Origin of the sequence: Cellulomonas xylanilytica, assembly GCF_007989805.1 — a bacterium.
In the GTDB taxonomy this organism is placed as follows: Bacteria; Actinomycetota; Actinomycetes; order Actinomycetales; family Cellulomonadaceae; genus Cellulomonas; species Cellulomonas xylanilytica.
Window position 1 is genome coordinate 75,675 of record NZ_BJUB01000003.1, and the last position, 24,359, is coordinate 100,033.

At 73.7% G+C, this 24,359-nt stretch carries 22 protein-coding genes; 7 read left to right on the forward strand and 15 right to left on the reverse strand.

The genetic code is table 11. From position 1 onward, the window contains the following. Positions 1 to 63: 63 nt before the first annotated feature. Positions 64 to 942: a spermidine synthase gene (locus tag CXY01_RS05800; protein WP_146926164.1), complete on the forward strand. Its 879-nt coding sequence runs from the start codon at positions 64 to 66 to the stop codon at positions 940 to 942. 42 nt (positions 943 to 984) lie between these two features. On the opposite strand, the gene CXY01_RS05805 is transcribed toward CXY01_RS05800, so the two are convergent. The 5 genes from CXY01_RS05805 to CXY01_RS05825 form a co-directional block, all read right to left on the reverse strand. Further along, positions 985 to 1,188, reverse strand: a complete 204-nt coding sequence (locus CXY01_RS05805) for a cold-shock protein (protein WP_055921997.1) — start codon at positions 1,186 to 1,188, stop codon at positions 985 to 987. Between the two features lie 271 nt (positions 1,189 to 1,459). Next, complete coding sequence (locus tag CXY01_RS05810; protein WP_146926165.1) at positions 1,460 to 2,395, reverse strand: PAC2 family protein; 936 nt, start codon at positions 2,393 to 2,395, stop codon at positions 1,460 to 1,462. Between the two features lie 79 nt (positions 2,396 to 2,474). Beyond that, positions 2,475 to 2,915, reverse strand: a complete 441-nt coding sequence (locus CXY01_RS05815; RefSeq protein ID WP_146926166.1) for a response regulator — start codon at positions 2,913 to 2,915, stop codon at positions 2,475 to 2,477. A gap of 21 nt (positions 2,916 to 2,936) precedes the next feature. Next, positions 2,937 to 4,502, reverse strand: a complete 1,566-nt coding sequence (locus tag CXY01_RS05820) for a sensor histidine kinase (protein ID WP_146926167.1) — start codon at positions 4,500 to 4,502, stop codon at positions 2,937 to 2,939. After that, on the reverse strand, positions 4,499 to 5,680 hold the full coding sequence (locus CXY01_RS05825; RefSeq protein ID WP_146926168.1) for a PP2C family protein-serine/threonine phosphatase: 1,182 nt from the start codon (positions 5,678 to 5,680) through the stop codon (positions 4,499 to 4,501). The genes CXY01_RS05820 and CXY01_RS05825 overlap by 4 nt, the downstream gene beginning before the upstream one ends. Before the next feature lie 252 nt (positions 5,681 to 5,932). On the opposite strand from CXY01_RS05825, the gene CXY01_RS05830 reads away from it, so the two are divergent. Further along, positions 5,933 to 8,161: a HelD family protein gene (locus tag CXY01_RS05830; RefSeq protein ID WP_246125087.1), complete on the forward strand. Its 2,229-nt coding sequence runs from the start codon at positions 5,933 to 5,935 to the stop codon at positions 8,159 to 8,161. Positions 8,162 to 8,243: 82 nt separating this feature from the next. After that, complete coding sequence (serA, locus tag CXY01_RS05835; RefSeq protein ID WP_146926170.1) at positions 8,244 to 9,443, forward strand: phosphoglycerate dehydrogenase; 1,200 nt, start codon at positions 8,244 to 8,246, stop codon at positions 9,441 to 9,443. 54 nt (positions 9,444 to 9,497) lie between these two features. Here the strand turns inward: serA and CXY01_RS05840 are convergent, their stop codons facing one another. Then, positions 9,498 to 9,698, reverse strand: a complete 201-nt coding sequence (locus CXY01_RS05840) for a DUF5302 domain-containing protein (RefSeq protein ID WP_146926171.1) — start codon at positions 9,696 to 9,698, stop codon at positions 9,498 to 9,500. A 113-nt stretch (positions 9,699 to 9,811) separates the two neighbouring features. Here CXY01_RS05840 and CXY01_RS05845 point away from each other — a divergent pair, with 113 nt between their 5' ends. Next, positions 9,812 to 10,834, forward strand: a complete 1,023-nt coding sequence (locus CXY01_RS05845; protein WP_146926172.1) for an aldo/keto reductase — start codon at positions 9,812 to 9,814, stop codon at positions 10,832 to 10,834. Here the strand turns inward: CXY01_RS05845 and CXY01_RS05850 are convergent. The 3 genes from CXY01_RS05850 to CXY01_RS05860 all read right to left on the reverse strand — a co-directional run bounded on the left by CXY01_RS05850 (position 10,800) and on the right by CXY01_RS05860 (position 14,295). Next, positions 10,800 to 12,839 (reverse strand): S9 family peptidase, encoded by a 2,040-nt coding sequence (locus CXY01_RS05850; RefSeq protein ID WP_146926173.1) that lies wholly within the window; start codon positions 12,837 to 12,839, stop codon positions 10,800 to 10,802. The genes CXY01_RS05845 and CXY01_RS05850 overlap by 35 nt on opposite strands. Positions 12,840 to 12,891: 52 nt before the next feature. Next, positions 12,892 to 13,425, reverse strand: coding sequence for a transcriptional regulator NrdR (gene nrdR / locus CXY01_RS05855; protein ID WP_146926174.1), 534 nt, complete (start codon positions 13,423 to 13,425; stop codon positions 12,892 to 12,894). A 438-nt stretch (positions 13,426 to 13,863) separates the two neighbouring features. Next, positions 13,864 to 14,295, reverse strand: a complete 432-nt coding sequence (locus tag CXY01_RS05860) for a LysM peptidoglycan-binding domain-containing protein (RefSeq protein ID WP_146926175.1) — start codon at positions 14,293 to 14,295, stop codon at positions 13,864 to 13,866. 316 nt (positions 14,296 to 14,611) lie between these two features. Here CXY01_RS05860 and lexA point away from each other — a divergent pair, with 316 nt between their 5' ends. Then, entirely contained in the window at positions 14,612 to 15,364 is a 753-nt protein-coding gene (gene lexA / locus CXY01_RS05865; protein ID WP_146926176.1) for a transcriptional repressor LexA, read from the forward strand. A gap of 48 nt (positions 15,365 to 15,412) precedes the next feature. On the opposite strand, the gene CXY01_RS05870 is transcribed toward lexA, so the two are convergent. Genes CXY01_RS05870 through hflX form a run of 3 tightly spaced genes read right to left on the reverse strand, consistent with a single transcriptional unit; the run spans position 15,413 to position 20,069 of the window. After that, positions 15,413 to 16,414 carry an L-lactate dehydrogenase gene (locus tag CXY01_RS05870; protein ID WP_146926177.1) on the reverse strand — a complete coding sequence of 334 codons (1,002 nt, stop codon included), beginning with the start codon at positions 16,412 to 16,414 and terminating at the stop codon, positions 15,413 to 15,415. A 9-nt stretch (positions 16,415 to 16,423) separates the two neighbouring features. Then, positions 16,424 to 18,505 (reverse strand): ATP-dependent DNA helicase, encoded by a 2,082-nt coding sequence (locus CXY01_RS05875; protein ID WP_146926178.1) that lies wholly within the window; start codon positions 18,503 to 18,505, stop codon positions 16,424 to 16,426. Positions 18,506 to 18,545: 40 nt separating this feature from the next. After that, a complete protein-coding gene (hflX, locus tag CXY01_RS05880) occupies positions 18,546 to 20,069 on the reverse strand; it encodes a GTPase HflX (RefSeq protein WP_146926179.1) in 1,524 nt (507 codons plus the stop codon). A 117-nt stretch (positions 20,070 to 20,186) separates the two neighbouring features. Here hflX and CXY01_RS05885 point away from each other — a divergent pair, with 117 nt between their 5' ends. Then, the gene (locus tag CXY01_RS05885; RefSeq protein ID WP_146926180.1) at positions 20,187 to 20,792 is read left to right on the forward strand and encodes a class I SAM-dependent methyltransferase; all 606 of its coding nucleotides are present in this window, start codon (positions 20,187 to 20,189) and stop codon (positions 20,790 to 20,792) included. Next, on the forward strand, positions 20,789 to 22,168 hold the full coding sequence (locus CXY01_RS05890) for an MFS transporter (protein WP_146926181.1): 1,380 nt from the start codon (positions 20,789 to 20,791) through the stop codon (positions 22,166 to 22,168). The genes CXY01_RS05885 and CXY01_RS05890 overlap by 4 nt, the downstream gene beginning before the upstream one ends. On the opposite strand, the gene CXY01_RS05895 is transcribed toward CXY01_RS05890, so the two are convergent. Genes CXY01_RS05895 through miaA form a run of 3 tightly spaced genes read right to left on the reverse strand, consistent with a single transcriptional unit; the run spans position 22,117 to position 24,355 of the window. Next, complete coding sequence (locus CXY01_RS05895) at positions 22,117 to 22,440, reverse strand: thioredoxin family protein (RefSeq protein WP_246125088.1); 324 nt, start codon at positions 22,438 to 22,440, stop codon at positions 22,117 to 22,119. The two genes, CXY01_RS05890 and CXY01_RS05895, sit on opposite strands and share 52 nt — an antisense overlap. A 5-nt stretch (positions 22,441 to 22,445) precedes the next feature. Next, positions 22,446 to 23,402, reverse strand: a complete 957-nt coding sequence (dapF, locus tag CXY01_RS05900) for a diaminopimelate epimerase (RefSeq protein WP_146926182.1) — start codon at positions 23,400 to 23,402, stop codon at positions 22,446 to 22,448. Beyond that, entirely contained in the window at positions 23,399 to 24,355 is a 957-nt protein-coding gene (miaA, locus tag CXY01_RS05905) for a tRNA (adenosine(37)-N6)-dimethylallyltransferase MiaA (protein ID WP_146926183.1), read from the reverse strand. The genes dapF and miaA overlap by 4 nt, the downstream gene beginning before the upstream one ends. Positions 24,356 to 24,359: the final 4 nt, after the last annotated feature.

A 24,359-nucleotide genomic window follows, 5' to 3' on the forward strand; every position in this document is an offset into this window, starting at 1 on the left:
CACCAGTATCGAACACCTGTTCGATCGCGTCAAGCGCCCGGTCGGGCGCCGTAGCGTGGGGTCATGGCCGCCCGCGACCGCTCCGCCCGACGCACCTCAGCCTCGCACCGGCCACCCACACGCACCGCGGCCAGAGGGCTCTGGCCGACCGGCCCGGTGACCATTCCCACCGGCACCGTCGAGCTGGTCCGCGACCTCGACGACCCGGACGGCGTCACCGTGCTGGTCAACGGGGTGCCCAGCTCCTACCTCGACCTCGTCGACCCCACCCGGCTGGTGTTCGAGTACATGCAGCAGATGGCGGCGGTCATCGACCGGGTCGGCGACGCGGGCGGCGCCCTCGACGTGGTCCACCTCGGCGCGGCAGGCTGCGCACTGGCGCGCGCGGTCGATGCCACACGCCCCGGCTCACGTCAGCTGGCCGTCGAGCTCGACACCGGTCTGCCGGAGCTGGTGCGCGGCTGGTTCGACCTGCCACGCTCCCCCGCGCTGCGGATCCGCGCCGGCGACGCCCGGGCCGAGCTGTCGGGGCTGCCCGACGCGTCCGCGGACGTGGTCGTGCGGGACGTCTTCGCGGGCAGCACGACGCCGGACCACGTCCGCACGCGCGAGATGGTCGCGCAGGTGGCACGGGTGCTGCGCCCCGGTGGGGTCTACCTGGCCAACTGCGCGGACCGGCCGCCGCTGGCGGGCGCCAGGTCCGAGGCCGCGACGCTGCGCGAGGCGTTCGCCGACGTCGCGGTGATCGCCGAGCCGGGGCTCCTGCGCGGTCGTGGCTACGGGAACGTCGTCCTCGCGGCCACCGACGACCTCGACGTCCTGGGCACGGCAGCGCTCGCGCGCGCCGTCCGCAGCCTCCCCGCACCCGCGCGGCTGCTGCACGGCGACGAGGTCATCGCGTTCGTCGGCAGCGCCGTACCGCTGAGCGACCCACCGGCATGACGAAGGGCCGCACCCGGACGGGTGCGGCCCTTCGACACGAGATCAGATCGGGCGGACGCTCTCGGCCTGCGGCCCCTTGGCGCCCTGCGTGATCTCGAACTCGACGCGCTGGCCCTCGTCGAGGCTGCGGTAGCCCGAGGAGTCGATCGCGGAGTAGTGGACGAAGACGTCGGCACCGCCGCCGTCCTGGGCGATGAACCCGAAGCCCTTCTCAGCGTTGAACCACTTGACAGCACCCTGTGCCATGTTCGTTTCCTTCTGTCCCACCGGTGACGGCGCGGACCTTCTGCCTACGCCGTGCCGCAATGCCTCACGTCCTGCACCGGGTGGCCCAGCCGAGGACGACTGGTCGGAACCGACCCCCGGGCGTGGCCCGGATCGCGGCGCCTGTCGAGCGTGCCGGTCAAGCGAGTACGTCACTGCAACGTGTGCATCCTTCCATCGGGGCTGCGGCCTGCGCCACGCTTTCGCCCTGTCGGCTCACACGCTTTGACAACGATCTGGTAAAGGTCCGGCCTCAGGCGGGGCCGCTGTCGTCGCCCTGCTGGGCCAGGAACCGCTCGAACTCGGCCCCCAGCTCGTCGGCGGTCGGCAGCTCGGTCGAGCCCGCGAGCAGGCTGGTGCGGCCGATGTTGCGCGTGAACGAGTCGTACTGCTCCTCCAGCGCGTGCACCACGGCGGCGACGTCCTCCGAGCCGGTGACCTGCCGGTCGATCTCCTGCATCGCCTCGTCGGCGGCCGCGGTCAGCGCGGCGACCTGCAGGTCCAGACCCGTCGCACGCTCGACGTTGGTCAGCGCCGCCTGGCTGGCCTGCGGGAAGGCGGACTGCGCGAGGTAGTGCGGCACGTGCACGGCGAACCCGACGGCGTCGTGCCCGGACTGGCCCAGCCGCAGCTCCAGCAGCGCGCTCGCGCTGGCGGGCACCTGGACCGTGCCGAACCATGACGTGTGGTCGGCGACGAGCTCGGGCCGCGTGGCGTGCGCCGTGACGGAGAGCGGCCGCGTGTGCGGGATGCCCATGGGGATGCCGTGCACGCCGACGGTCAGCGGGACGTCGAACCGCTCGACGATCTGCCGGACGGCGGCCACGTATCGCTCCCACTGCACGTCGGGCTCGACGCCGTGCAGCAGCAGGAACGGGACACCGGCGGCGTCCTGGACCAGGTCGACGACCAGCTCGGGCTCCGCGTACGACGACCAGGTGGTCTGGTCGAACGTCATGACCGGCCGTCGCGACCGGTAGTCCAGGAGCTGGTCGACGTCGAACGTCGCCAGGCGCGTCGTGGGCAGCTCGTCGACCAGGTGCTCGGCGGCCAGCTGGCCGGCGTTCCCTGCGTCCACGAACCCGCGCACGGCGTGCACGAGCACGGGACCGGCGCCGTTGACCGTCCGCGCCTCGACCTGGGCGGCGACCTCGGGGTCGACGTCGTAGATCTCGCTCGGGTTCAGCATGGGTGTGCGCTCACTTCCGTCCGGGTTACCCGGGACAACGCCCACCCGCCACGAGTTCTTCCCGCTCGACCGGTTCCGGTCAGCGACCGGGCAGGCGGACGACCTCGACGAAGAACTCGTCGATCTGCCGGACGACCTCGATGAACCGGTCGAAGTCCACCGGCTTGGTGACGTAGGCGTTGGCGTGCAGCGAGTAGCTGCGCACCACGTCCTCCTCCGACTCCGAGGTGGTCAGCACGACGACCGGGATCGAGCGCAGGTTGGCGTCCGCCTTGAGGGCCTGCAGGACCTCACGGCCGTCCATCTTCGGCAGGTTGAGGTCGAGCAGCACGAGGTCCGGCGTGGGCGCGTCCGCGTGCTCTCCCTCCTTGCGCAGGAACTGCAGGGCGCTGACGCCGTCGGAGACGACGGAGAGGCGGTTGCGCAGCTTGTTGTCCTCGAACGCCTCGCGGGTCATGAGCACGTCGCCCGGGTCGTCCTCGACCAGGAGGACGTCGATGATCTTGGTGCTGTTCGGCACGGGGGTGTCTCCGTTCACGGCTCAGTCGGCAGCCGCGGGGAGGGTCCAGTGGATGCTGGTGCCCTCGCCGTCGGGCTGCTCGATCCAGATGCGACCGCCATGGAACTCGACGATCTTCTTGCACAACGAGAGACCGATGCCGGTGCCCTCGTAGATGTCCTTGGCGTGCAGTCGCTGGAAGATGACGAACACCCGTTCCGCGTACTGCTGGTCGATCCCGATGCCGTTGTCTCGACACTCGAGCTCCCAGGAGTCTGCCACGCGACGCGCGCTGAGGTGCACGGTCGGAGGACGCGAGGGGTCCCGGAACTTGATCGCGTTCCCGACGAGGTTCTGGAACAGCTGCACGAGCAGCGGGTGCTCGCCGCGCACGACGGGCAGCTCGTCGTGCGTCACCACGGCCCCGGACTCCTCGACCGACTCGCTGAGGTTCACGAGCGACTCCGTGAGCGCCGACGCGAGGTCGACGTCGCTGACCTCCCCGCCGACGCGACCCACCCGGGAGAAGCCGAGCAGGTCCTGGATGAGGCGCTGCATGCGCTTGGCGCCGTCGACGGCGAACGCGATGTACTGGTCGGCCCGCTCGTCCATCTGGCCGCCGTAGCGCTTCTGCAGGAGCTGGGTGAAGCTCGCGATCTTGCGCAGCGGCTCCTGCAGGTCGTGGGACGCGACGTAGGCGAACTGCTCCAGGTCGCGGTTGGACCGGCGCAGCTCCTCGGCCTGCTCCGTGAGCAGCTCGTGCGCGAGCGCGATCTCCGCGCGCGACGCCTCGAGCACCTGCACCTGGTCCACGAGCGCGACCCGCATGCGTTCGACGTCGCCGGCCAGCGCGGCGATCTCGCCTGGCCCCACGGTCGCGACGGCGTGCTGCAGGTCGCCCGACGAGACCGCGCGCGCGTCGGCGGCGAGCGAGTCGAGCGGCTCGAGGATCCACCGGCGCAGGGTGACCCACAGCGCGACGCCCAGGGCGATCGCCGCCAGGACGAGCAGCGCGACCGTCCCCGCTGCCACGTACGTCCAGGCCCCGAGCTCGGCGACGGCGTCGTCCCGGCGGTCCCGCAGCAGGTCGATGTAGTCCTGGGCCGCCGCGCGCGCGTCGTCGAAGATGACCCGGCCGTCCTCGATCTCCTCGGTCGTCACCGCGCTCACCCCGCCGGTACGGACCTGGTCGATCACCGGCGTGGCGAACTCCTCGTGCCAGCGCCGGCCGGCGTCCGCCGCGGCCTTCGCGGCGGACGCCAGCTGCTCGTCGTCGCCCTCCGCCTCGCGTTGCGCGAGCGTGCGGAACGAGAGGTCGTCGGCCGCCGCCCGCTCGTACGGCTCGAGCGTGACGGGGTCACCGGTCAGCGCGAACCCGCGCACCGCCGTCTCCGCGTCGATGAGCTGGATGAACGCGCCGTCGGCCTGCGTGATCGCCGTGAAGTACGTCTCGGTGACCGCCTCCTGGCGGTCGACGAGGCGGACCAGCACGAGCACGGTGCCCAGGACCACCACGGCGAGCGCGGCGCCGGACGCGATGATGACGGTGCGCAGGCGTCGGCGCAGCGTCGAGGTGCGCCTCTGCGGCGCGGGGGCAGCAGCGCTCACGCACGCCACCCGAGCACGACGACGGCCGCGTCGTCGACGAGGTCCCCGCCGTGCAGCTCCCGCACGTCGTGCAGGACTCTGTCGACCAGGTCACCGCGGGCCGCGACGGCGCCGTCCACGATGCGCAGCAGGCCGGTCTTGCCCACGCGGTCGGAGCTCTGGCCGATCGTGGCCTCGAGGACCCCGTCGGTGTACAGCAGGATGCGCCACGACGGCGAGAGCTCGAGCCGCACCGGCGCCCAGCCCCCCGGAACCGGGATGCCGAGGGCGCGACCACGGCCGTGGGTCGGCAGCAGCGTGGAGGGTTCGCCGAGCAGCAGCGGCACGGGGTGCCCGGCGAGGTAGAGGTCGACCGAGCTGCGGTCCGCGGTGACGTCCAGCATCGAGACGGTGGTGAACACCTCGGGCCGCGCACGCTCGGAGATCAGAACGCGCTCGAGCAGCCCGAGGATCTCGACCGTCGGCACCTCGGCGAGCACCAGGGTCCGCCACGCCGTGCGGAGCGTCGCACCGAGCGCGGCCTCGTCGGGCCCGTGCCCGCAGACGTCGCCGACCAGCGCCAGGACGGAGCCGTCGGGCCGTTCGACGACGTCGTAGAAGTCCCCACCCAGCACCCCGTCGCGGCCGGCGCGGTAGCCGACGCGCACCTCGAGCCGCTGGTCGACCACCGACGGGGTCGGCAGCAGCGCCCGCTCGAGCCGGTTGACCTCCTCAGCGCGCACCAGGCTCCGGTACAGCGCACGGTCCGTGTCCTCGAGGCGACGGCGCTGGATGGCGTAGCGCACCGAGCGGCCGAGCATCTCACCGTCGACCTCGCCCTTGACGAGGTAGTCCTGCGCGCCGGCGGCGACGGCCTGCAGCCCGATGTCCGTGCCGGCCAGGCCGGTGAGCACGACGACCGCGGGTGCGCCGGCGGCCAGCAGCCTCTCGAGCGCGGCGATGCCCATCGCGTCCGGCAGACCGAGGTCGAGCAGCACGAGGTCGACGCTCAGCCTGTCGATGGCCTCGTCGAGCGTGCGGGCCCACACCAGGTCGACGTCCAGGCCCGCGTCCGCGAGGTGCTCACGGACCAGGACCGCGTCACCCTCGTCGTCCTCGACGAGCAGCAGCCGGATGGGGGTCGGTCTCGTCACCGTGCCGCCGCGGATGTCGTCGGGGGCGGTGCGTGCGTCGCTCAACGGGCCTCTCCTCCCGACGGTCCACCTGCCTCGTCTCGACAGGTCACCCGAAGCGTAGGGGGCTCGAACCCCTCTCGCGCGCCATCTCACCCGCCTGCCTCACGGCCCACCCGGTCGGCTGTGTGCGGCAGGGCCGCGCAGGCCGGATAATGGACGGCCGCTCCGAGCGCCACGTCGTCCCTCGACGTGCGCCGTGGCGGAGGTACGCGCGGCCGGTGTCCCGGCGGAACGGAGATCGCCCAGGTGGCAGGCATGGACAACGAGCTGGCCGTCGAGCAAGGCGTCGTCGACCAGCTGTACGGCCGGCTCGACGACCTGCGCGCGCAGACGCGTGCCCGGCTGGCCGACGTGCGGCGGGAGGGCCCGTCGGGCTCTCCCCAGAACCGCAGCGAGCGGGACGCGTTCGCGACCCTCTACGAGGACCGCATCGCCCAGCTCGAGGCGGTCGAGGAGCGACTCGTCTTCGGGCGTCTCGACCTGGACGACGACAGCCGCCGCTACATCGGCCGCCTCGGTCTCACGGACACCGAGCAGACCCAGCTGCTGACCGACTGGCGCGCACCGGCTGCGCAGGCGTTCTACCGGGCCACCGCTGCGCACCCCGACGGGGTGGTCCGTCGCCGGCACGTCGTCACGCGCGGACGGACGGTGACCAGCGTCGAGGACGAGGTGCTCGACCTCGACCTGCTGACCGGCGACTCCGACGCGCGCCTGAGTGGGCTCTCGGGCGAGGGCGCGCTGCTGGCCGGGCTCGCCGCGGGCCGCACCGGCCGGATGGGCGACATCGTCGCGACGATCCAGGGCGAGCAGGACGCGATCATCCGCTCCGAGCTGGGCGGGGCGCTCGTCGTGCAGGGTGGCCCCGGCACCGGCAAGACGGCCGTGGCCCTGCACCGCGCCGCGTTCCTGCTGTACGCCCACCGGCGCCTCCTCGAGCGCTCGGGCGTCCTGCTCGTCGGCCCGAGCCGCACGTTCCTGCGCTACATCGACCAGGTTCTGCCCTCCCTCGGCGAGACGGGTGTGGTCACGACGACCGTCGCGGAGCTGTACCCGGGCATCCAGGCGACGGCCACGGAGGACGAGGCCGTCGCCGAGCTCAAGGGCAGGGCGCTGTGGGGCAGCGTCATCGCCCGGGCGGTGCGCGACCGCGAGCGCATCCCCGCGCAGCCCGTGCACGTGCGCGTCGACGGGCACGACCTGGTCATCCGGCCGAACGACGTCGCGTCGGCGATGGCGCGGGCTCGTCGCAACCACAAGCCGCACAACCAGGCACGCGTCTCGTTCGTGCGCGACATGCTCGGCCGGCTGGCCGAGCAGTACGTGCAGCAGCTCGGGCAGGAGGTGCCCGCCGACGAGCGCGGCGAGATCGTCGAGGAGCTGCGCACCACCCGGGAGATCCGGATCGCGCTGAACCTGGCGTGGATGCCGATCACGCCGCAGAAGCTCGTCTCCGACCTGTGGTCCAAGCCGCACCGGCTCGCGTCGGCGGCCCCGCAGCTGAGCGCGCAGGAGCGGGCGATGCTGGTGCGGGAGCCCGACGCGCCGTGGACGCCCGCGGACGTGCCGATCCTCGACGAGGCCGCAGAGCTGCTGGGCGAGGACGACCAGGCCGCCCGGGCCGAGGCGCGGGCCGCCACCGAGCGCCGGGCCTCCGAGCTCGCGTACGCCCGCCAGGTGCTCGAGTCGACGGGCAGCGGCGGGATGGTCTCCGCGGAGATGCTCGCGGACCGGTTCGCGACCACGGGCCCGACGCTGACGACGGCCGAGCGCGCCGCCGCCGACCGGTCGTGGACCTACGGTCACGTGGTCGTCGACGAGGCGCAGGAGCTGTCGGCCATGGCGTGGCGGTCGCTGCTGCGACGGGTCCCGACGAGGTCGCTGACCATCGTCGGCGACGTCGCGCAGACCACCGCGACCGCCGGCGCGCGTAGCTGGGCGGCCCAGCTCGACCCCGTGCTGCGCTCGTCGTGGCGCCTCAACGAGCTGACCGTGAACTACCGGACCCCTGCCGAGGTCGCCGACACGGCCCGTCGGGTGGCCGTCGCGGCGCACCTGCCCGTGAGCCCCCTGACGTCCGCGCGGGACGTCGAGGACTCGCTCGTGGTGCAGCGGGTCGGCAGCTTCCCGGAGGCGGTCGCCGAGACGACGGAGAAGCTCGTCGCCGACGTCACGGACGCCTCGGGCGCCGGCCGGATCGCCGTGATCGCCGTGGACGCGCGCCTGGACGTGCTCGCCGGCGCCCTGCGCGAGGCCGGCCTGCGTCCGGCGCTCGGCACCGGGTCGAGCGCCGCGGACCTCGACGCGCCGCTCGTGGTGCTGAGCCCGCGCGAGGCCAAGGGGCTCGAGTTCGACGTGGTCGTCCTCGTCGAGCCCGCCGAGGTGATCGAGGCGAGCGCGGGCGACCTGTACGTCGCGATGACCCGCCCGACGCGTGCGCTGCACGTGCTGCACGACCGCCCGCTGCCCGCCGGCTGGGCCTGAGCCGCACGTCACGCGCGTCTCACGCGTGTCCGAGGGCCGGACCGCAGTAGGCCCGGGGGGCCGTGGGGCGCACCATAGGGGCGTGCTGAAGGCCCTGCTCCTCGAGAACCTCCACCCTCAGGCCCGCTCGATCCTCGAGACGGCCGGCTTCGACGTGACGACCCGCACCGGGGCGCTCGACGAGGCCGAGCTGATCGAGGCCCTCGACGGCGTGCACCTGCTGGGCATCCGCTCCAAGACGCACGTCACCGCGGAGGTGCTCGCGGCTGCCCCCTCGCTGGTGGCCATCGGTGCCTACTGCATCGGCACCAACCAGATCGACCTCGCGGAGGCCGCCGCGCGGGGCGTCGCCGCGTTCAACGCGCCGTTCTCCAACACCCGCTCGGTCGTGGAGATCGCGATCGCGGACATCATCTCGTTGACGCGCCGCCAGACCGAGCTCGACCGGGCCATGCACGACGGCATCTGGAACAAGTCGGCCACGGGCGCGCACGAGATCCGCGGCCGCACGCTCGGCATCATCGGCTACGGCAACATCGGCACCCAGCTGTCGGTGCTGGCGGAGAACCTCGGCATGTCCGTCGTGTTCTACGACACCGCCGAGAAGCTCGCCCTGGGCAACGCCCGGCGCATGAGCACGCTCGACGAGCTGCTCGAGACCGCGGACATCGTCACGCTGCACGTCGACGGCCGCAGCGGGAACGCCGGGCTGTTCGGCGCCAAGCAGTTCGCGCGCATGCGCCCGGGTGCTGTGTTCCTCAACCTGTCGCGCGGGTTCGTCGTCGACTACGCCGCCCTGCGGGACGCCATCGTCGCCGGGCACGTGGCCGGTGCGGCCGTGGACGTGTTCCCGGTCGAGCCCAAGCGCAAGGGCGACCCGTTCGAGTCGGAGCTGCGCGGGCTGCCCAACGTGATCCTCACGCCGCACACCGGCGGGTCCACGGAGGAGGCGCAGGAAGCCATCGGGCAGTTCGTCTCGAACAAGGTGCGCGACTACCTGGCCACCGGCTCCACCACGCTGAGCGTCAACGTGCCGAACCTCGCGCTCGAGCAGCAGCCGGGCGTGCACCGGCTCGCCTACCTGCACCGCAACGTGCCCGGTGTGCTGGCCGCGGTCAACGCGACCCTCGCCGAGCACGGCGTGAACATCGAGGGTCAGCTGCTGGCGACCCGGGGCGAGCTCGGCTACGTGGTCACCGACGCCGGTGCGCGGGTCGACCCCGCCGTCGTCGAGGCGCTCTCCACCCGCCCCGAGTCGGTGCGGCTGCGCCTGCTGTCCTGAGCGGACGACCGAGGGGCCCGACCAGCACCTGGTCGGGCCCCTCGGTCATCGGGCTCAGGCGGAGCCGGACTTGCGCTGGAAGCGGCGCTGCGACGGTCCTGCGGTCTCGGACCCGTGCACCTGTCCCGTGTTGGTCGAGCCGTCCGCGGTGCGGTGCTGGTTCGACTTCTTGCGCTCGAGCGCCTCGCGGAACTTTGCCTTCGTGTCCTCGCTCACCGCCGCCTCCGTGGTCGCCGTGTCGTCGTCCTGGGCCATGGGCGTCTCCTTCGATGCTGTGTGCCGGCGGACGTCTGCGCCCGCGACCTGCTCAGCCTGGCCGACTCGGGGCCGCCGCGCCAACTCTTCTCGCTGCCGGGTAGCGTCGGGACGTGCTCGCCGCCTCCGACCTCCCGCACCGGCGCGCCGGCGGACTCTCGTGGCCGGTCGTGTCGCTGGGGCTGTGGCAGAACTTCGGCGCGACGACGCCGTTCGCGGACCAGCGCGCCCTCGTCCTGCACGCCGTCGACCGCGGGGTGGTGCACCTGGACCTCGCCAACAACTACGGCCCACCCCCGTTCGCCGCCGAGGAGTCCGTGGGCCGGCTGCTCGCCCGTGACCTGCGCGGCCACCGTGACGAGCTGCTCCTCACCACCAAGGCGGGGTACCGCGCATGGCCCGGTCCGTACGGCGAGCACGGGTCGGCGAAGTACCTGCGGGCGTCCCTCGACGAGTCGCTGCGCCGGCTGGACGTCGACAGCGTCGACGTGTTCTACAGCCACCGGTTCGACCCCAGCACTCCCCTGGAGGAGACGCTCGGTGCGCTCGACCGTGCCGTCCGCGCCGGAAAGGCCCGGCATGCGGGCATCTCGTCGTACTCGGCGGACCGGACGGCCGAGGCGCTCGCCGTCGCCCGGTCGCTCGGCCTGCGGCTCGCGGTGCACCAGCCCGCCTACTCGATGCTCAACCGGTGGGTCGAGCAGCCCGGCGCGGACGGGCGGTCGCTGCTCGACGTCGCCACCGACGCCCGGATGGCAGTCGTCGCGTTCTCCCCGCTGGCGCAGGGCATGCTCAGCACGCGGTACCTGCACGGGGTGCCGGCCGACTCCCGGGCGGCCCGCGGAGGTCCGCTGCGCCCGGAGTGGCTCACCGACGAGGCGCTCGGGCACGTGCGGGCGCTCGACGCGATCGCCCGGGCGGGTGGCCGGACCCTGCCCCAGCTGGCGCTCGCGTGGGTGCTCCGGGACCCGCGCGTGGCGTCGGTCCTGGTCGGGTCGCGCACGACCGCGCAGCTCGACGAGAACCTGGCCGCCGTCGCCCTCCCGCCGCTGACGGACGAGGAGCTGGCCGCCATCGAGCCGCACGCCGTCGACGCGGGCATCAACCTGTGGGGCTCGCGCTCGAGCGACCGCTGACACAGCCGGCCACCGGCAGGTGCGTCGACCACCACCGCAGCACGTGCTCGAAGCGCACCGCGCGGTGCTTCGGGTTCCCCGACCGGGTGAGCTCGTGGCCCTCCCCCGGGAACAGCAGCAGCTCCGCGTGGACGCCGCGGCGCTTCAGCTCCACGAACCACCGCTGCCCCTGCTCGACCGGGCACCGCCAGTCCTGCTCCGAGTGGATGACCAGGGTCGGCGTGCGGACCGTGCCGACGTGCGCCATCGGCGACTGGGCGGCCACGGCGGCCGCACCGCCCCCGGGCGTCTCGTCGCCGGCGTCCCCGAGGTACTCCAGCCCGAAGAACCAGCCGATGTCGCTCGACCCCACGAAGCTGACCGGGTCCAGGAAGCCGCGCTCGACGATCGCACCGACGAACCTGTCCGTGCGCGTGGTCAGCCAGGCGGTGAGGTAGCCGCCGTACGAGCCACCCATGACGCCGACCCGCTCCCCGTCGAGCGCGGGATCCTCCAGCGCCGTGTCGAGCAGGGCGAGCACGTCGTCGGTGTCGACGGTGCCGAATGCGCCGCGGATGGCGAGGCCGTGGGCACGCCCGTACCCGGACGACCCGCGGGGGTTGCCGAAGACCACCGCGTACCCGGCCTCGGCCAGGACCTGCACCTCGTCGAAGAGCGCGTGCGTGTACTGCGCGAACGGGCCGCCGTGGATCATGAGGATCGTGGGGTGAGGGCCGGAGCCGTACCGCTGCGGGTCGGGCGTCACCACCCAGCCGTGCACCTGGTAGCCGTCCGGCGACGTGGCGGCGAGCTCGACGGGCACCCGGGTGCGGCCCGTCGCACGCAGCGTGGCCGAGAGGTCGGTCCGGGGCTCGACCGCACCCGACGACACGTCGACCAGGACGACCTCACCGGAGGACGTCGGGGTCGCCACCGTCGCGACGAGCCGACCCGCCGAGGCGGCGACCGCCGCACCGATCGTGACGTGCGTGCCGCCGACGAGCGTGGTCGCCGTGCCGTCGGCCGCGACCCGGACGAGGTGCGCCGCGCCACGTCGCTCGACGACGACCAGCGGGTCGCCGTCGAGCTCGGCCAGCACCGCCGTGACCTGGTCCGCCTCCGGGTCCGTCAGACGCTCGGGCACCGCGTCGTCGCGGTCGAGCGCCAGCCGGTAGAGGCCCGACTGGCTCGCGACGAAGTCACGGCCGCTCGGTCCGAGGTCGCTAGCCAGGAGCCAGAGCGTGCGGGCGTCCGCGGACGGCAGGACCGCGTCGACGCCGAGCGTGCTCCCCCCGTCGGCGTCGGTGAGCGGCACGGGCGCGACGGGCTCGCCGCTCGGCGACGCATCGATCCGCACCGCGTCGCTGCGCAGGTCCGACTCCCGCGCCGCGTGCCGCGACGAGACGGCGACCAGGGCGTCGCCCGACGGCAACCACCGGGGCCCGCTCACCGCGACGTCGCCGGCGGTCAGCGCGACCGGCTCGGGAAGCGTGGACGGACGCTCGGCGTCCTGCGGGACGTCGACGACGAAGACGTGCTGGGGCCGGTCGCGGAAGAAGCCGACGCCGTCCGACCGGTACTTCAGCTCGGTGACGTGGCGGGGGGCCTCGGAGCCGGGCTTGCCGTCGGGGGCGTACCGACCGTCGTCGGGCACGCGTGCCACGTACGCGATCCGGGTGCCGTCCGGGGAGAACCGGGGCTCGGACGCCCCCAGGGGCGCGTCCGTCAGCCGGATCGGCTCACCGCCCGTGGACTCGACGACGTGCACCTGTGGCTTGCCCTCGGGCTCGGCCCGCAGGAACGCCACCCACCGGCCGTCGGGGCTGACCTCGGGCGACGTGTCCCGGTGACCGCGGGTCAGCGGGCGTGGTGCGTCGGCGCCGTCGAGGGCGACCGACCACAGAGGGCCGACGTACTCGTCGGCGGCCAGGTCGGGGTGGAGGACCGACACGACGGCGCGGGTGCCGTCGGGCAGGACGGCGGGCGGACCGGGGACACGGAGGAGCTCGAGGTCGTGAGGCTGCACCCGACGAACCTACGTGGTGCCGCAGGCACGCGCAGTCCGCCCGTCACCCCGTTCAGACGGTGCGTACGTCCTCGCCGGTCGGCGCGCTCTCGTCGTCGCCCCCGTCCAGGTCGGCCTCCGACCCCGGGTCCTGCCCGGAGTCGCGCTCGGCGCGCAGCACCGTGATCGCCGCCTCGAAGTCCTCGAGGGAGTCGAACGCCTGGTACACGCTCGCGAAGCGCAGGTAGGCGACCTCGTCCAGCTCCCGCAGGGGGCCGAGGATGGCCAGACCGATCTCGTACGCGTCGATCTCCGCGGAGCCGGCCCCGCGAAGCGTCTCCTCGACCTTCTGCGCGAGCAGAGCGAGGTCGTCCTCGCTCACCGGCCGACCCTGGCACGCCTTGCGCACGCCGCCGGCGATCTTCTCCCGGCTGAACGGCTCGGTGGCTCCGGAGCGCTTGACCACCGAGAGGCTCGCCGTCTCCACCGTCGTGAACCGGCGGTTGCAGTGCGGGCACTGGCGACGGCGCCGGATGGTGGAACCGTCGTCCGAGGTCCGCGAGTCGACGACCCGCGAGTCCGGGTGGCGGCAGAACGGGCAGTGCACGGTGGGCCCCCTTGGTGCTGGCGCGTCGAGACCGCGACATCTGGCCAGACGTCTGTCGGCGGCGATCGCGTCGTGAACGCCTCCGTGACGCTAGGCCACCGGCCCCGGCGTCGCAAGGCGCCTCGTCGAGCGCCCTGCACCGGATCTGTCGTGACGTCGGCAGCGCGCCGCGCGTCTGATGCGTACTGTCACCGGACCGCCTGCGATGAGGCGGACCGGGACGCACGAGGGCGGCCACCCGAAGATGGCCGCCCTCGCGGGGACGCCCCCGTCCCTGGTCACGGACCGACTCGCCTCGGCCGCGCTGTACAGCGCGTGACCTCACAGATGTGTACCCGTGGATCGCGCACCTCAGGCAAGCCCCCCAGCTCGCCGTGTGAGGTAAGCCTAACCTAGCCGGAGGACGTCGGCGATCGCAACATCGACTCCGACCGTCCCTCAGTCCGCCGGGACGACGATGACCTGACCGGCCATCAGACCGGCGTCCGGGAGCTCGTTCAGGGCGACGAGCTCGACCACCACGTCGCGCACGTCCTGCGACGGCGCCGAGACGGACTCGGCGATCTGCCAGAGCGTCTCCCCCGGCTGCACCACGTGCCGCACGACCTCCTGCGCGGCGACGGGGGCGTCGGCGGAGGCCTGGCTGGCGAACAGCGTGACGGCGGCGACGACGACCGCGGCCAGGATCCACAGCACCGCACGACCGCGCGCCGTCAGGTGCAGGTGCGCGGTGGCCGGCCCGGTCGTCGCGGCCGGTGCAGGGTTGACGGCGCGCGCCGGCACGACGGGGCCGCCACCGGTCCGCCGACCGCTCGACCTTCCGACCGACACCTGGCTCCGCACTGCCGGTCCCACGACCATCGCGCTCATGAGTCTCTCGTTCCTGCTCGGCCCGGTTTCCCGGGGTACCGCCCTGTCGACGCATCGCCGTCGAACGCCTGTTCGTCGAACGTCTGTACGATGTCTACCAGCATCCGGTGACACTGTCGAGACACGATCGAACAGATGTTTGATCTTCAGCCGCGACTTCCCTAGGCTGGCGATGCAGCACAAGCGCACCACGAGGCACTGACACGGCCGCCGGGATCCTCCGTCGTCGCTGGTCAGGACGTCGCGGGCGTGAGCTGGTACAGGCGGAGAAGGCCGGGCGCGCTGCGCGGCGGCCGCCGGACGGAGGAGGAGCGCAGTGACGGACTCAGGGGACGCGTCCCAGCCCGAGAAGGACCTGGCGACGGTCCACACGCTCCCGGACGGAGCGCCGGGCGCCGACGGCCTCACCGCGCGCCAGCGGCTCGTCCTCGACACCATCCGGACGTCCGTCGAGTCCCGCGGCTACCCGCCCAGCATGCGAGAGATCGGCGAGGCGGTCGGCCTCACCAGCCCGTCCAGCGTCAAGCACCAGCTCATGGCGCTCGAGCGCAAGGGCTACCTGCGCCGCGACCCCAACCGGCCCCGGGCCATCGAGGTCGTGCAGGCGGACGACTCCCGCGGCGTCGGCACCTGGACGGCGCCCGACGGCAGCCGGTCCGCGTTCCCGGACCAGGGCGACGGCGAGCGCCTGCCGGCACCGTCCTACGTCCCGGTCGTCGGCCGGATCGCGGCGGGCGGACCGATCCTGGCGGAGCAGGTGGTCGAGGACGTCTTCCCGCTCCCCCGTCAGCTCGTCGGCGACGGCGACCTGTTCCTGCTCAAGGTCAGCGGCGAGTCCATGATCGACGCCGCCATCTGCGACGGCGACTGGGTCGTGGTCCGGCGTCAGCCCGTCGCCGAGAACGGCGAGATCGTCGCGGCGATGATCGACGGCGAGGCCACGGTGAAGACCTTCAAGCGCGTCGACGGGCACGTCTGGCTCATGCCGCACAACCCCGCGTACTCCCCGATCCCGGGCGACGAGTCCACGATCCTGGGACGTGTCGTCAGCGTCCTGCGCAGCCTCTGACCGACCCTCCTCGGGCCGCACCTCGCCGGAGGTGCGGCCCGAGGCGTGTCAGAACCCGAACCGGCGGGCTACCGACCGCACCGCGTCCGCGGAGGCGCGCAGCCCGGCGAGCTCCGTGTCGGACAGCGGGACCGGCAGCCTCTCCCCCACGCCGTGCGTGCCGACGATGGCAGGCACGGACAGGCAGACGTCGCTGATCCCGTAGTAGTCGTCGAGCAGCGACGACACCGGCAGCACGCGCTGCTCGTCCTTGAGCACGGCCTCGATGATCCGCGAGCCGGCCAGGGCCACCGCGTAGTTCGTCGCGCCCTTGCCCTCGATGATGCGGTACGCGGAGTCGACCACCTCGTGCGCGATCCGCTCCCGCACCTCCTCGGTCAGGGGCCCGCTGCCGCCGGTCCCGGTCCACTCCAGCAGCGGGACGGAACCGATGCTCGCCGAGCCCCACAGCGGGAGCTCGGTGTCACCGTGCTCCCCGGCGATGTACGCGTGCACGTTCTGCACCGCGACCCCGGTGTGCTGCGAGATGAGGTAGCGGAGCCGGGACGAGTCCAGCACGGTGCCGGAACCGAACAGCTGCGAGGGCGGCAGCCCGGAGATCTGCAGGGCCGCGTACGTGACCACGTCCACGGGGTTGGTCACCATGACGTAGACGGCGTCCGGCGCGACCTCCACGAGCGCCGGAAGGACCGTGCGGACCAGCCCGATGGTCGCCTCGGCGAGGTCGAGGCGCGACTGGCCGGGCTTCTGCTTCGCGCCGGCCGTGAACATGACGACGTCGGCGTCGGCGCACACCGCGATGTCGTCCGACCCGAGCACCTCGGCCATCGGCATGAACTGGATGCCGTGGCCCAGGTCCAGCGCCTCGGCCCGGACCTTCGCGGCGTCGATGTCGTAGAGCGCCACCGTCCGGGCCGCACCGCGCAGGAGCGCCGCGTAGGCCATCGTCGAACCGACGGCACCCGCTCCCACGATCGCGAGCTTCGAGGTGCGCCGGCTGCTGCGGAACGGGGGCATGCCGACGTCTTCGGAGTCCAGGCTCTCGGTCATCTCCCGAGGCTAACCAGGCGGGCCGGGCTCAGCGAGCCGCTGCAGGGCGGAGATGGCCACAGCACGGTCCGTCGTGCGCCAGAACGCCGGCAGCGAGCGGGTCAGGAAGCTCCCGTAGCCGGCCGTCGCCAGGCGGGGGTCGAGCACGGCGACGACGCCGCGGTCCTCCGCGGTGCGGATCAGGCGGCCGGCACCCTGCGCCAGGAGCAGGGCCGCGTGCGTCGCGGACACCGCCAGGAAGCCGTTGCCACCGGCCTTCTCGATCGCGTCGGACCGTGCGGAGCTCACCGGGTCGTCCGGCCGGGGGAACGGGATGCGGTCGATGATGACGAGCCGGCAGGTGGCGCCGGGTACGTCGACGCCCTGCCACAGCGACAGCGTCCCGAACAGGCACGTGGCCTCGTCGGCGATGAACTGCGAGACGAGGGTGGGCAGCTGGTCGTCGCCCTGCACGAGGATCGGGACGTCGAGGCGCTCCCGCATCGCGGCGGCGGCGGCGTTCGCGGCCCGACGCGACGAGAACAGGCCCAGGGTCCGTCCACCGGCCGCCGTGACGAGGTCGGCGATCTCGTCGAGCTGGGCGTCCGTCGCGGGCTCACGACCGGGCTTCGGCAGGTGCCGCGCGAGGTAGAGGATCCCCTGCCGTGGGTAGTCGAACGGGCTGCCGACGTCGAGCCCGCGCCACGGTGCCCCGGTCGGGGCCGCAGCCGGCTTTCCCGCCAGGGACGTCGGACCGACGGGCTCGGCGTCGGGGCGGACCTCGAGGCCGACCGCCCGGGCGATCGGGTCGAACGAGCCGCCGAGCTCGAGCGTCGCGGAGGTGAGCACGCCCGAGCGCCCGGCCAGCAGGTTGGTGCGGATCAGGCCGTTGACCGCGAGAGGTGCGGCGTACAGACGGGTGAGCACGGAGCCCCGACGATCCTCGCTGCGGCTGCACCACAGCACGGTGTGCCGGTGGTCCTCGGGGTCGGCCGCCATGCGGTCCGCCACCTCGTGCAGCGCGAGCATCGTGGCCTGCGCGACCTTGCGGCCCCCTTCCGCCGGGGTGTTCGGACCGCTCTCGGGCTTGAGCACGGTGAGCAGCGCGCGGGTGGCGTCGCGCACGCTGGCGACGGCGTCCCGCGCCGCCGGGGGCAGGCCGTCGCGGAAGCGGGTCTCCGGCAGCCCGACGAGCACGGACGCGAGGGCCTGGCTGGCCGAGTCGAGGTCGGTGGTGGGCACCCCGCCGTGCCGACGCGCCAGCCGCGCGGCGTGCTCGATGGTGGCGACGGACAGCTCGGAGGTCGCCTGCGCCGTGACACGGTCGGTCAGCTCGTGCGCCTCGTCGACGATGATCACCTGGTGCTCCGGCAGCACCCCCGGGGAGCCGGAGGCGGCGATGCCGAGCATCGCGTGGTTGGTGACGACGACGTCGGCCTCCCGCGACGCCGCCTTGGCCCTCTCCGGGAAGCACTCGGCGAGCATCGGGCACTTGCCGCCCAGGCACTCCAGGGACGTGACGGACACCTGCCGCCACGCGCGGTCGGTGACACCGGGCACCAGGTCGTCACGGTCGCCGGTGTCGGTCTCGTCGGCCCACTCCCGCAGCCGCAGGACCTGCTCGCCGAGGCTCTCGGACAGGGCCGAGGCTCCCGTCCGCGCCGGCGCGGGGTGCTCGGCGGCACCGGCGTGGTCCCCGAGCTCGAACAGCGTGCCGGCGTCGTCCTCGGGGTAGCCCCCGGCGACCTTGTGCACGCACACGTAGTTGTGCCAGCCCTTGAGCAGGGCGATCGCGGGCGTGCGGGGCAGGTGCGGCTCGAGGGCCTTCGCGACGAGCGGCAGGTCGCGCGTGATGATCTGGCGCTGCAGCGCGAGGGTCGCGGTGGAGACGACGACGTGCTCGTTCTCGAGGACGGCGTGCCGCAGGGCGGGCACCAGGTAGCCGAGCGACTTCCCGGTGCCCGTGCCCGCCTGCACGAGCAGGTGCTCGCCCTTGTCGATGGTCTCCGCGACCGCCACGGCCATCTGGTGCTGGCCGTCACGACGGACGCCGCCGAGGGCGCCGACCGCGACGTCGAGGAGGTTCTCGACGGAGGGGTCGGCGTCTGGCACCGCGTCAGCCTAGTGGCGGTCGAGCGGCGTCACGGACGGCTCACCGACGGTGCTGCGCGACCGCTTCCAGCTCCGCGGCGAGCCCGGCGTCGACGCGCGCCCGCAGCGCCGTGCCGTCCGCGGTGTGCTCCTCGGCCTGGATGTCACCGTGCTCGTGCACCCGGCTGACCAGGTCTCCCCGGTCGTACGGGATGACCAGGTCGACGGTCACGCCGGGCCGCGGAAGCTGGTCGGCGACGAGCGCCTGCAGCTCCTCGATCCCCTCGCCGCTGTGCGCCGAGACGACGATGGAGTGCACCTCACGCGAGCGCAGGCGAGCGATCGCCTCGGGCGACGCGAGGTCGGCCTTGTTGAGCACGATGATCTCGGGGACGTCCATGGCGCCGGGGATGTCCGCGAAGACGTGCCGGACGGCCGCGATCTGCCCCTCGGGATCGGGGTGGGAGGCGTCCACGACGTGCAGGATCAGGTCCGCGTCGGCGACCTCCTCCAGCGTGGACCGGAAGGCCTCGACCAGCTGGTGCGGCAGCGCCCGGACGAACCCGACGGTGTCCGCGAGCGTGTAGACGCGCCCGTCGGCGGTCTCCGCCCGGCGGACGGTCGGGTCGAGGGTCGCGAACAGCGCGTTCTCGACGAGCACGCCCGCGTGCGTCAGCCGGTTGAGCAGGGACGACTTGCCGGCGTTGGTGTAGCCGGCGATGGCGACCGACGGGATCGCGTGCTTCTTGCGCGACGCACGCTTGGTCACCCGACCGGGCTCCATCGCCGCGATCTCGCGACGCAGCTTGGCCATGCGGTTGCGGATGCGCCGCCGGTCGAGCTCGATCTTGGTCTCACCGGGACCACGCGACCCCATGCCCGCGGCCGCACCGCCCACCTGGCCACCCGCTTGCCGGGACATCGAGTCGCCCCAGCCGCGCAGGCGCGGGAGCAGGTACTCCAGCTGCGCGAGCTCGACCTGCGCCTTGCCCTCACGGGACTTGGCGTGCTGGGCGAAGATGTCGAGGATCAACGCGGTCCGGTCGATGACCTTGACCCGGACGATGTCCTCGAGCGCGCGGCGCTGCGACGGGGCGAGCTCGCCGTCGACGACGACCGTGTCCGCGCCGACGCTCGCGACGAGGGTGGCCAGCTCGGCGGCCTTGCCCGAGCCCAGGTACGTGCCCGGGTCGGGCTTCTGGCGGCGCTGGAGCAGGCCGTCGAGGACCTGCGAGCCCGCCGTCTCGGCGAGCTGGGCCAGCTCGCGCAGCGAGATCTCCGCGTCGGCGACGGTGCCGGAGCCCCAGACGCCCACGAGGACGACCTTCTCCAGGCGCAGCTGGCGGTACTCGACCTCGGTGACGTCCTCGAGCTCGGTGGACAGGCCCGCGACGCGGCGCAGCGACGTGCGCTCCTCGAGCTCGAGCTGGTCACCGTCGTACGAGGAGTGCACCGTGGCGCCGTCGTGCAGCGTGGCCCCCGCCCGGGCGAGCACACGGGCCACGACGTCGTCGGCCACCTCCTGCGCGGAACGCGCCTGCGGGGTGTCCTCGGTCTGGCTGGTGGTGTGCTGCTGGTCGGTCAAGGTGCTCTCTTCTTCGTCGAGGGTCCGTCGGGTGTTTCCAGGGTCGCACGGGGTACCGACGAGCGCCGAGGTATTTCGCTGCGGGCCGAGACGGTCGGCGTCGGTATCGTCGGCGCCGTGAGCGAGCAGGACCACTACTTCACCGCACAGCCGGCCTCCCCCGACGAGCGCCGGCTGCTGCACGTCCACCTGGCGGGCCGGGAGGTCCAGGTGGAGACAGCGGGAGGGACCTTCTCCCCGGACCACGTCGACCTGGGCACGCGGGTGCTCCTCGACCACGTCCCGGCGCCGCCGGCGTCCGGGGACCTGCTCGACCTGGGCTGCGGGTGGGGTCCGATCGCGCTCACGCTCGCCCTCGAGTCTCCGGGCGCGCAGGTGTGGGCCGTGGACGTCAACGAGCGCGCGCTCGACCTGACCCGACGCAACGCGGAGCGCCTCGGTGCGTCGAACGTGCGCGCGGTCCGTCCGGAGCAGGTCCCGGACGACGTGCTGTTCGCCGCCATCTGGTCGAACCCGCCCATCCGCGTGGGCAAGGTCGCGCTGCACGCGATGCTCACGCGCTGGCTCGGCCGTCGGGCACCGGGCGGCGAGGCGCACCTGGTGGTCGGCAAGAACCTGGGCGCCGACTCGCTGCAGCGGTGGATCGCCGCCGAGCTCGACGTCGCCGTGGACCGGACCGCGAGCGCCAAGGGGTTCCGCGTGCTCGCCGTGCACGACCGATGAGCGACTGGCGGGAGCTGCGCACCACCACCTGGAGCATGGTCGCGCTGATCTTCATGGTCGCGTTCGAGTCGCTGGCCGTGACGACCGTCATGCCCACGGTCTCCGACGCGCTCGACGGCGCCTCCCTGTACGCGTTCGCCTTCGCGGGTCCCCTGGCGACCGGGGTCGTGGGCATGGTGCTGGCGGGCCCGTGGAGCGACCGCAGCGGGCCCCGGACGCCCCTGCTGGTCGCGGTCGGGCTGTTCACGGCGGGCATCCTCGTCGCCGGGGCGGCCCCGTCGATGGAGCTGCTCGTCGCGGGACGGCTGCTCCAGGGGTTCGGAGGCGGGGCGATGACCGTCGCGCTGTACGTCGTCGTCGCGCGGCTCTACCCGCCGATGCTGCACCCCCGCGTCTTCGCGTGGTTCGCGGCGGCGTGGATCATCCCGTCGCTCGTCGGCCCGGCGGGTGCCGGTGCGGTCGCGCAGCACGTCGGGTGGCGCTGGGTGTTCCTCGGCGTCGCGCTGCTCGTGGTCCCGACGACCCTCATGCTCGTCCCGGCGCTGCGCCGGATCGGACCACCGCAGTCGCCCGGTGAGCCCGCTCCGCGCGGTCGGCTCCCCTGGGCCGCGCTCGCCGCGGCCGCGGTGCTCGGGCTGAACCTCGCGGCGCAGGTGCGGCTGCCGTGGTCCGTGCTCGTGGCCGTGGGAACAGGGGTCGTCGCCCTCGTCGCGCTCCGTGCGGTGGTGCCCGCCGGCACCCTGCGCGCGGCGCGCGGGCTGCCGAGCGTCGTCGCGACCCGCGGCCTGGTGTCGGGCGCTTTCCTCGGCGCGGAGGTGTACCTGCCGTACCTGCTCACCGAGCGGTACGCGTTCTCGCCGACGACCGCCGGCATCGCGCTCACGTTCGCCGGTGTCGCGTGGGCGGCCACGTCGTGGCTGCAGGGCCGCCTCGGCGACCGTCTGCCGCACCGGACGGCCGTGGTGGCCGGGTCGCTCCTCGTGGTCGTCGGGGTCGCCGGTGTCCTCGTCACCGCCGCCGGGCATCTCCCGCCGGTGGTCGCGATCTCGTCGTGGGCCGTGGCGGGAGCCGGGATGGGGCTCGTCTACTCCCGCCTGACCGTCCTCGTCCTGGCCTGGTCGCTGCCGGGCACCCAGGGCGTGAACAGCTCGGCGCTCTCCATCGCGGACTCGATCGGCGCGGCCCTCGCGCTGGCGCTGACGGCGCTCGCGTTCGCGGCCGCGGACGCCGGTCCGGACTCGCCGTTCGTCGCGGCCCTGGCGGTGGCGGTGCTCTTCGCGCTCGGCGCGGCTGCGGTCGGACCCCGGGTGGGCGCCGGTCGGCGTCAGGCGGAGGGGTCCACCGACGACGCGGAGTCGAGCGCGCTGCGCAGCTGAGCGAGCGTCGGCACCCCGGTCGCGCGACGGACCACGTCGCCGCGGGCGTCCAGCACGAGGACCGTCGGCGTGACGTCGACCGCCAGCCGCTCCCCGAGCGCGAGGTGGTCCGCGATGTCCAGGTCGGCGTACGCGACCCCGTCCCTGGTCGCGACGGCACGCTCCACGACGTAGCGCGTCGAGCGGCAGGGGGCGCAGAAGGTGCTGGAGAACTGGACCACCGTGGCGCGCTCACCGAGCGGCACGCCGAGGTCCGACGGGGCCAGCCGCACGGCCGTCAGCGTCCGCCGACCAGGACCGCGAGGTCCACGTCGGCAGCGGCGACGAGGACGGCCGGCCCGGCGAGCTCGACGTGCCCGTCCGGCAGGACGCTCACCCGGACCGTCCCGCCCGGCACGTCCACGAGCCAGACGTCGGGGGCACCCACGCCGGCCCACGTGCGGACCGCCAGCGCCGCCGCGCAGGCCCCCGTCCCGCAGGACCGCGTCTCGCCGACGCCACGCTCGTGCACGCGCATCCGGACGCGACCGACCAGCGACCCGTCCGGGGCCTCGTGCTCCCCGAGGGGGACGACCAGCTCGACGTTGGTGCCGTGCGGCGGCTCCGGCGTCACCTGGGGCGCACGGGTCAGGTCGGCCGCGGTCAGCTCGTCCTCGTCCCCGAGCGCGAGGACGACGTGCGGGTTGCCGACGTCCACGCTGAGCCCGGCGCGCGCGACCTCGAGCCCCGCGACGTCCACCTCCGCGTCCGCGCCGGCGCGCACCGCCTCCGGTCCGCCGGGCAGGTGCCAGCGCCCCATGTCGACCGCGTACCAGACGTCGTCGCCGACGCCCGCGGGCACCGGGACCCTGCGGACGCGTCGCACCCCCGCGCGGGTGCCCAGCGCGAGCTCGCCGTCGGCGGCGTCCCACAGGCCGAGGCGCTCCAGGTAGGCCGCGAACACCCGCACCCCGTTGCCGCACATCTCCGCGACCGAGCCGTCGGCGTTGCGGTAGTCCATGAACCAGCGGGCGTCCGGGTCGTCGACGAGCGCCGCGACACCCTCCGGCAGGTGCTCGCTGGCGACCACCCGGATGACCCCGTCGCCACCGACGCCGGCGCGGCGGTCGGCGAGCCCGCGGACCAGCACGGCGGACAGGTCCACGAGGCCGTCGCGGTCGTCGAGCAGCACGAAGTCGTTCTGGGTGCCGTGACCCTTGGTCACGTGCAGGGTCGGGGCGGCCACCACGGTCATGAGCCCAGGCTACGTCGTGGGGCGGGGTCGTCGGTGGCCGGGCCCAGGTCGCCGGCGTCGGCGGCGGCGACGAGCCGGAGCGCCCGGTCGAGGAGGTCGGGGTCCCGGGCGTCCAGCCAGTGCACGCGCGGGTCACGGCCGAACCAGCCCATCTGCTTGCGTGCGAGGCGCCGGGTGCCCGCGGCGACGGCCGCCCGCGCCTCGTCCTCGGAGAGCTCGCCGCGGAGCATCGCGAGCACCTCGGCGTAGCCCACGGCCCGCGACGCCGTCCGCCCCAGCCCGTGCGCCCGCAGGTGCTCGACCTCGTCGACGAGACCGCGCGCCCACATCCGCTCCACGCGCTCCGTGATCCGCGCGTCCAGCACGCCCCGGTCGCAGTCCAGGCCGATCTGGACGGCCGGCACCTCGTAGACGTGCTGCGGGAGGCTCGCGGAGTAGGGGCGGCCGGTGAGCTCGATGACCTCGAGCGCGCGCACGATCCGTCGGGCGTTGCGCGGGCCGATGCCCTCGGCCGCGACCGGGTCCGCGCCCGCCAGCTCGGCGTGCAGCGCCCGGGCACCCTCGGCCTCGACGCGCTCCTCGAGCCGCGCCCGGACCTCGGCGTCCGTCCCGGGGAACTCCATGTGGTCGAGCAGCGCGCGGACGTACAGCCCGGAACCACCGACGGCGACGGCACGGTGGCCCCGACCCTCGATCTCGCCCAGCGCGGAGCGGGCCCGCACCTGGTAGTCCGCCACGGACGCGTCCTCGTGCACGTCCAGGACGTCCAGGAGGTGGTGCGGGACCCCCTCCTGCTCGTCGGGGGTGAGCTTGGCGGTGCCGATGTCCATGCCGCGGTACAGCTGCATCGCGTCGGCGTTCACCACCTCGCCCCCGAGGGCGTGCGCGAGCGCCAGCCCCAGGTCGGACTTGCCGGTCGCCGTCGGGCCGACGACCGCGACGACGAGCGCCACCCGG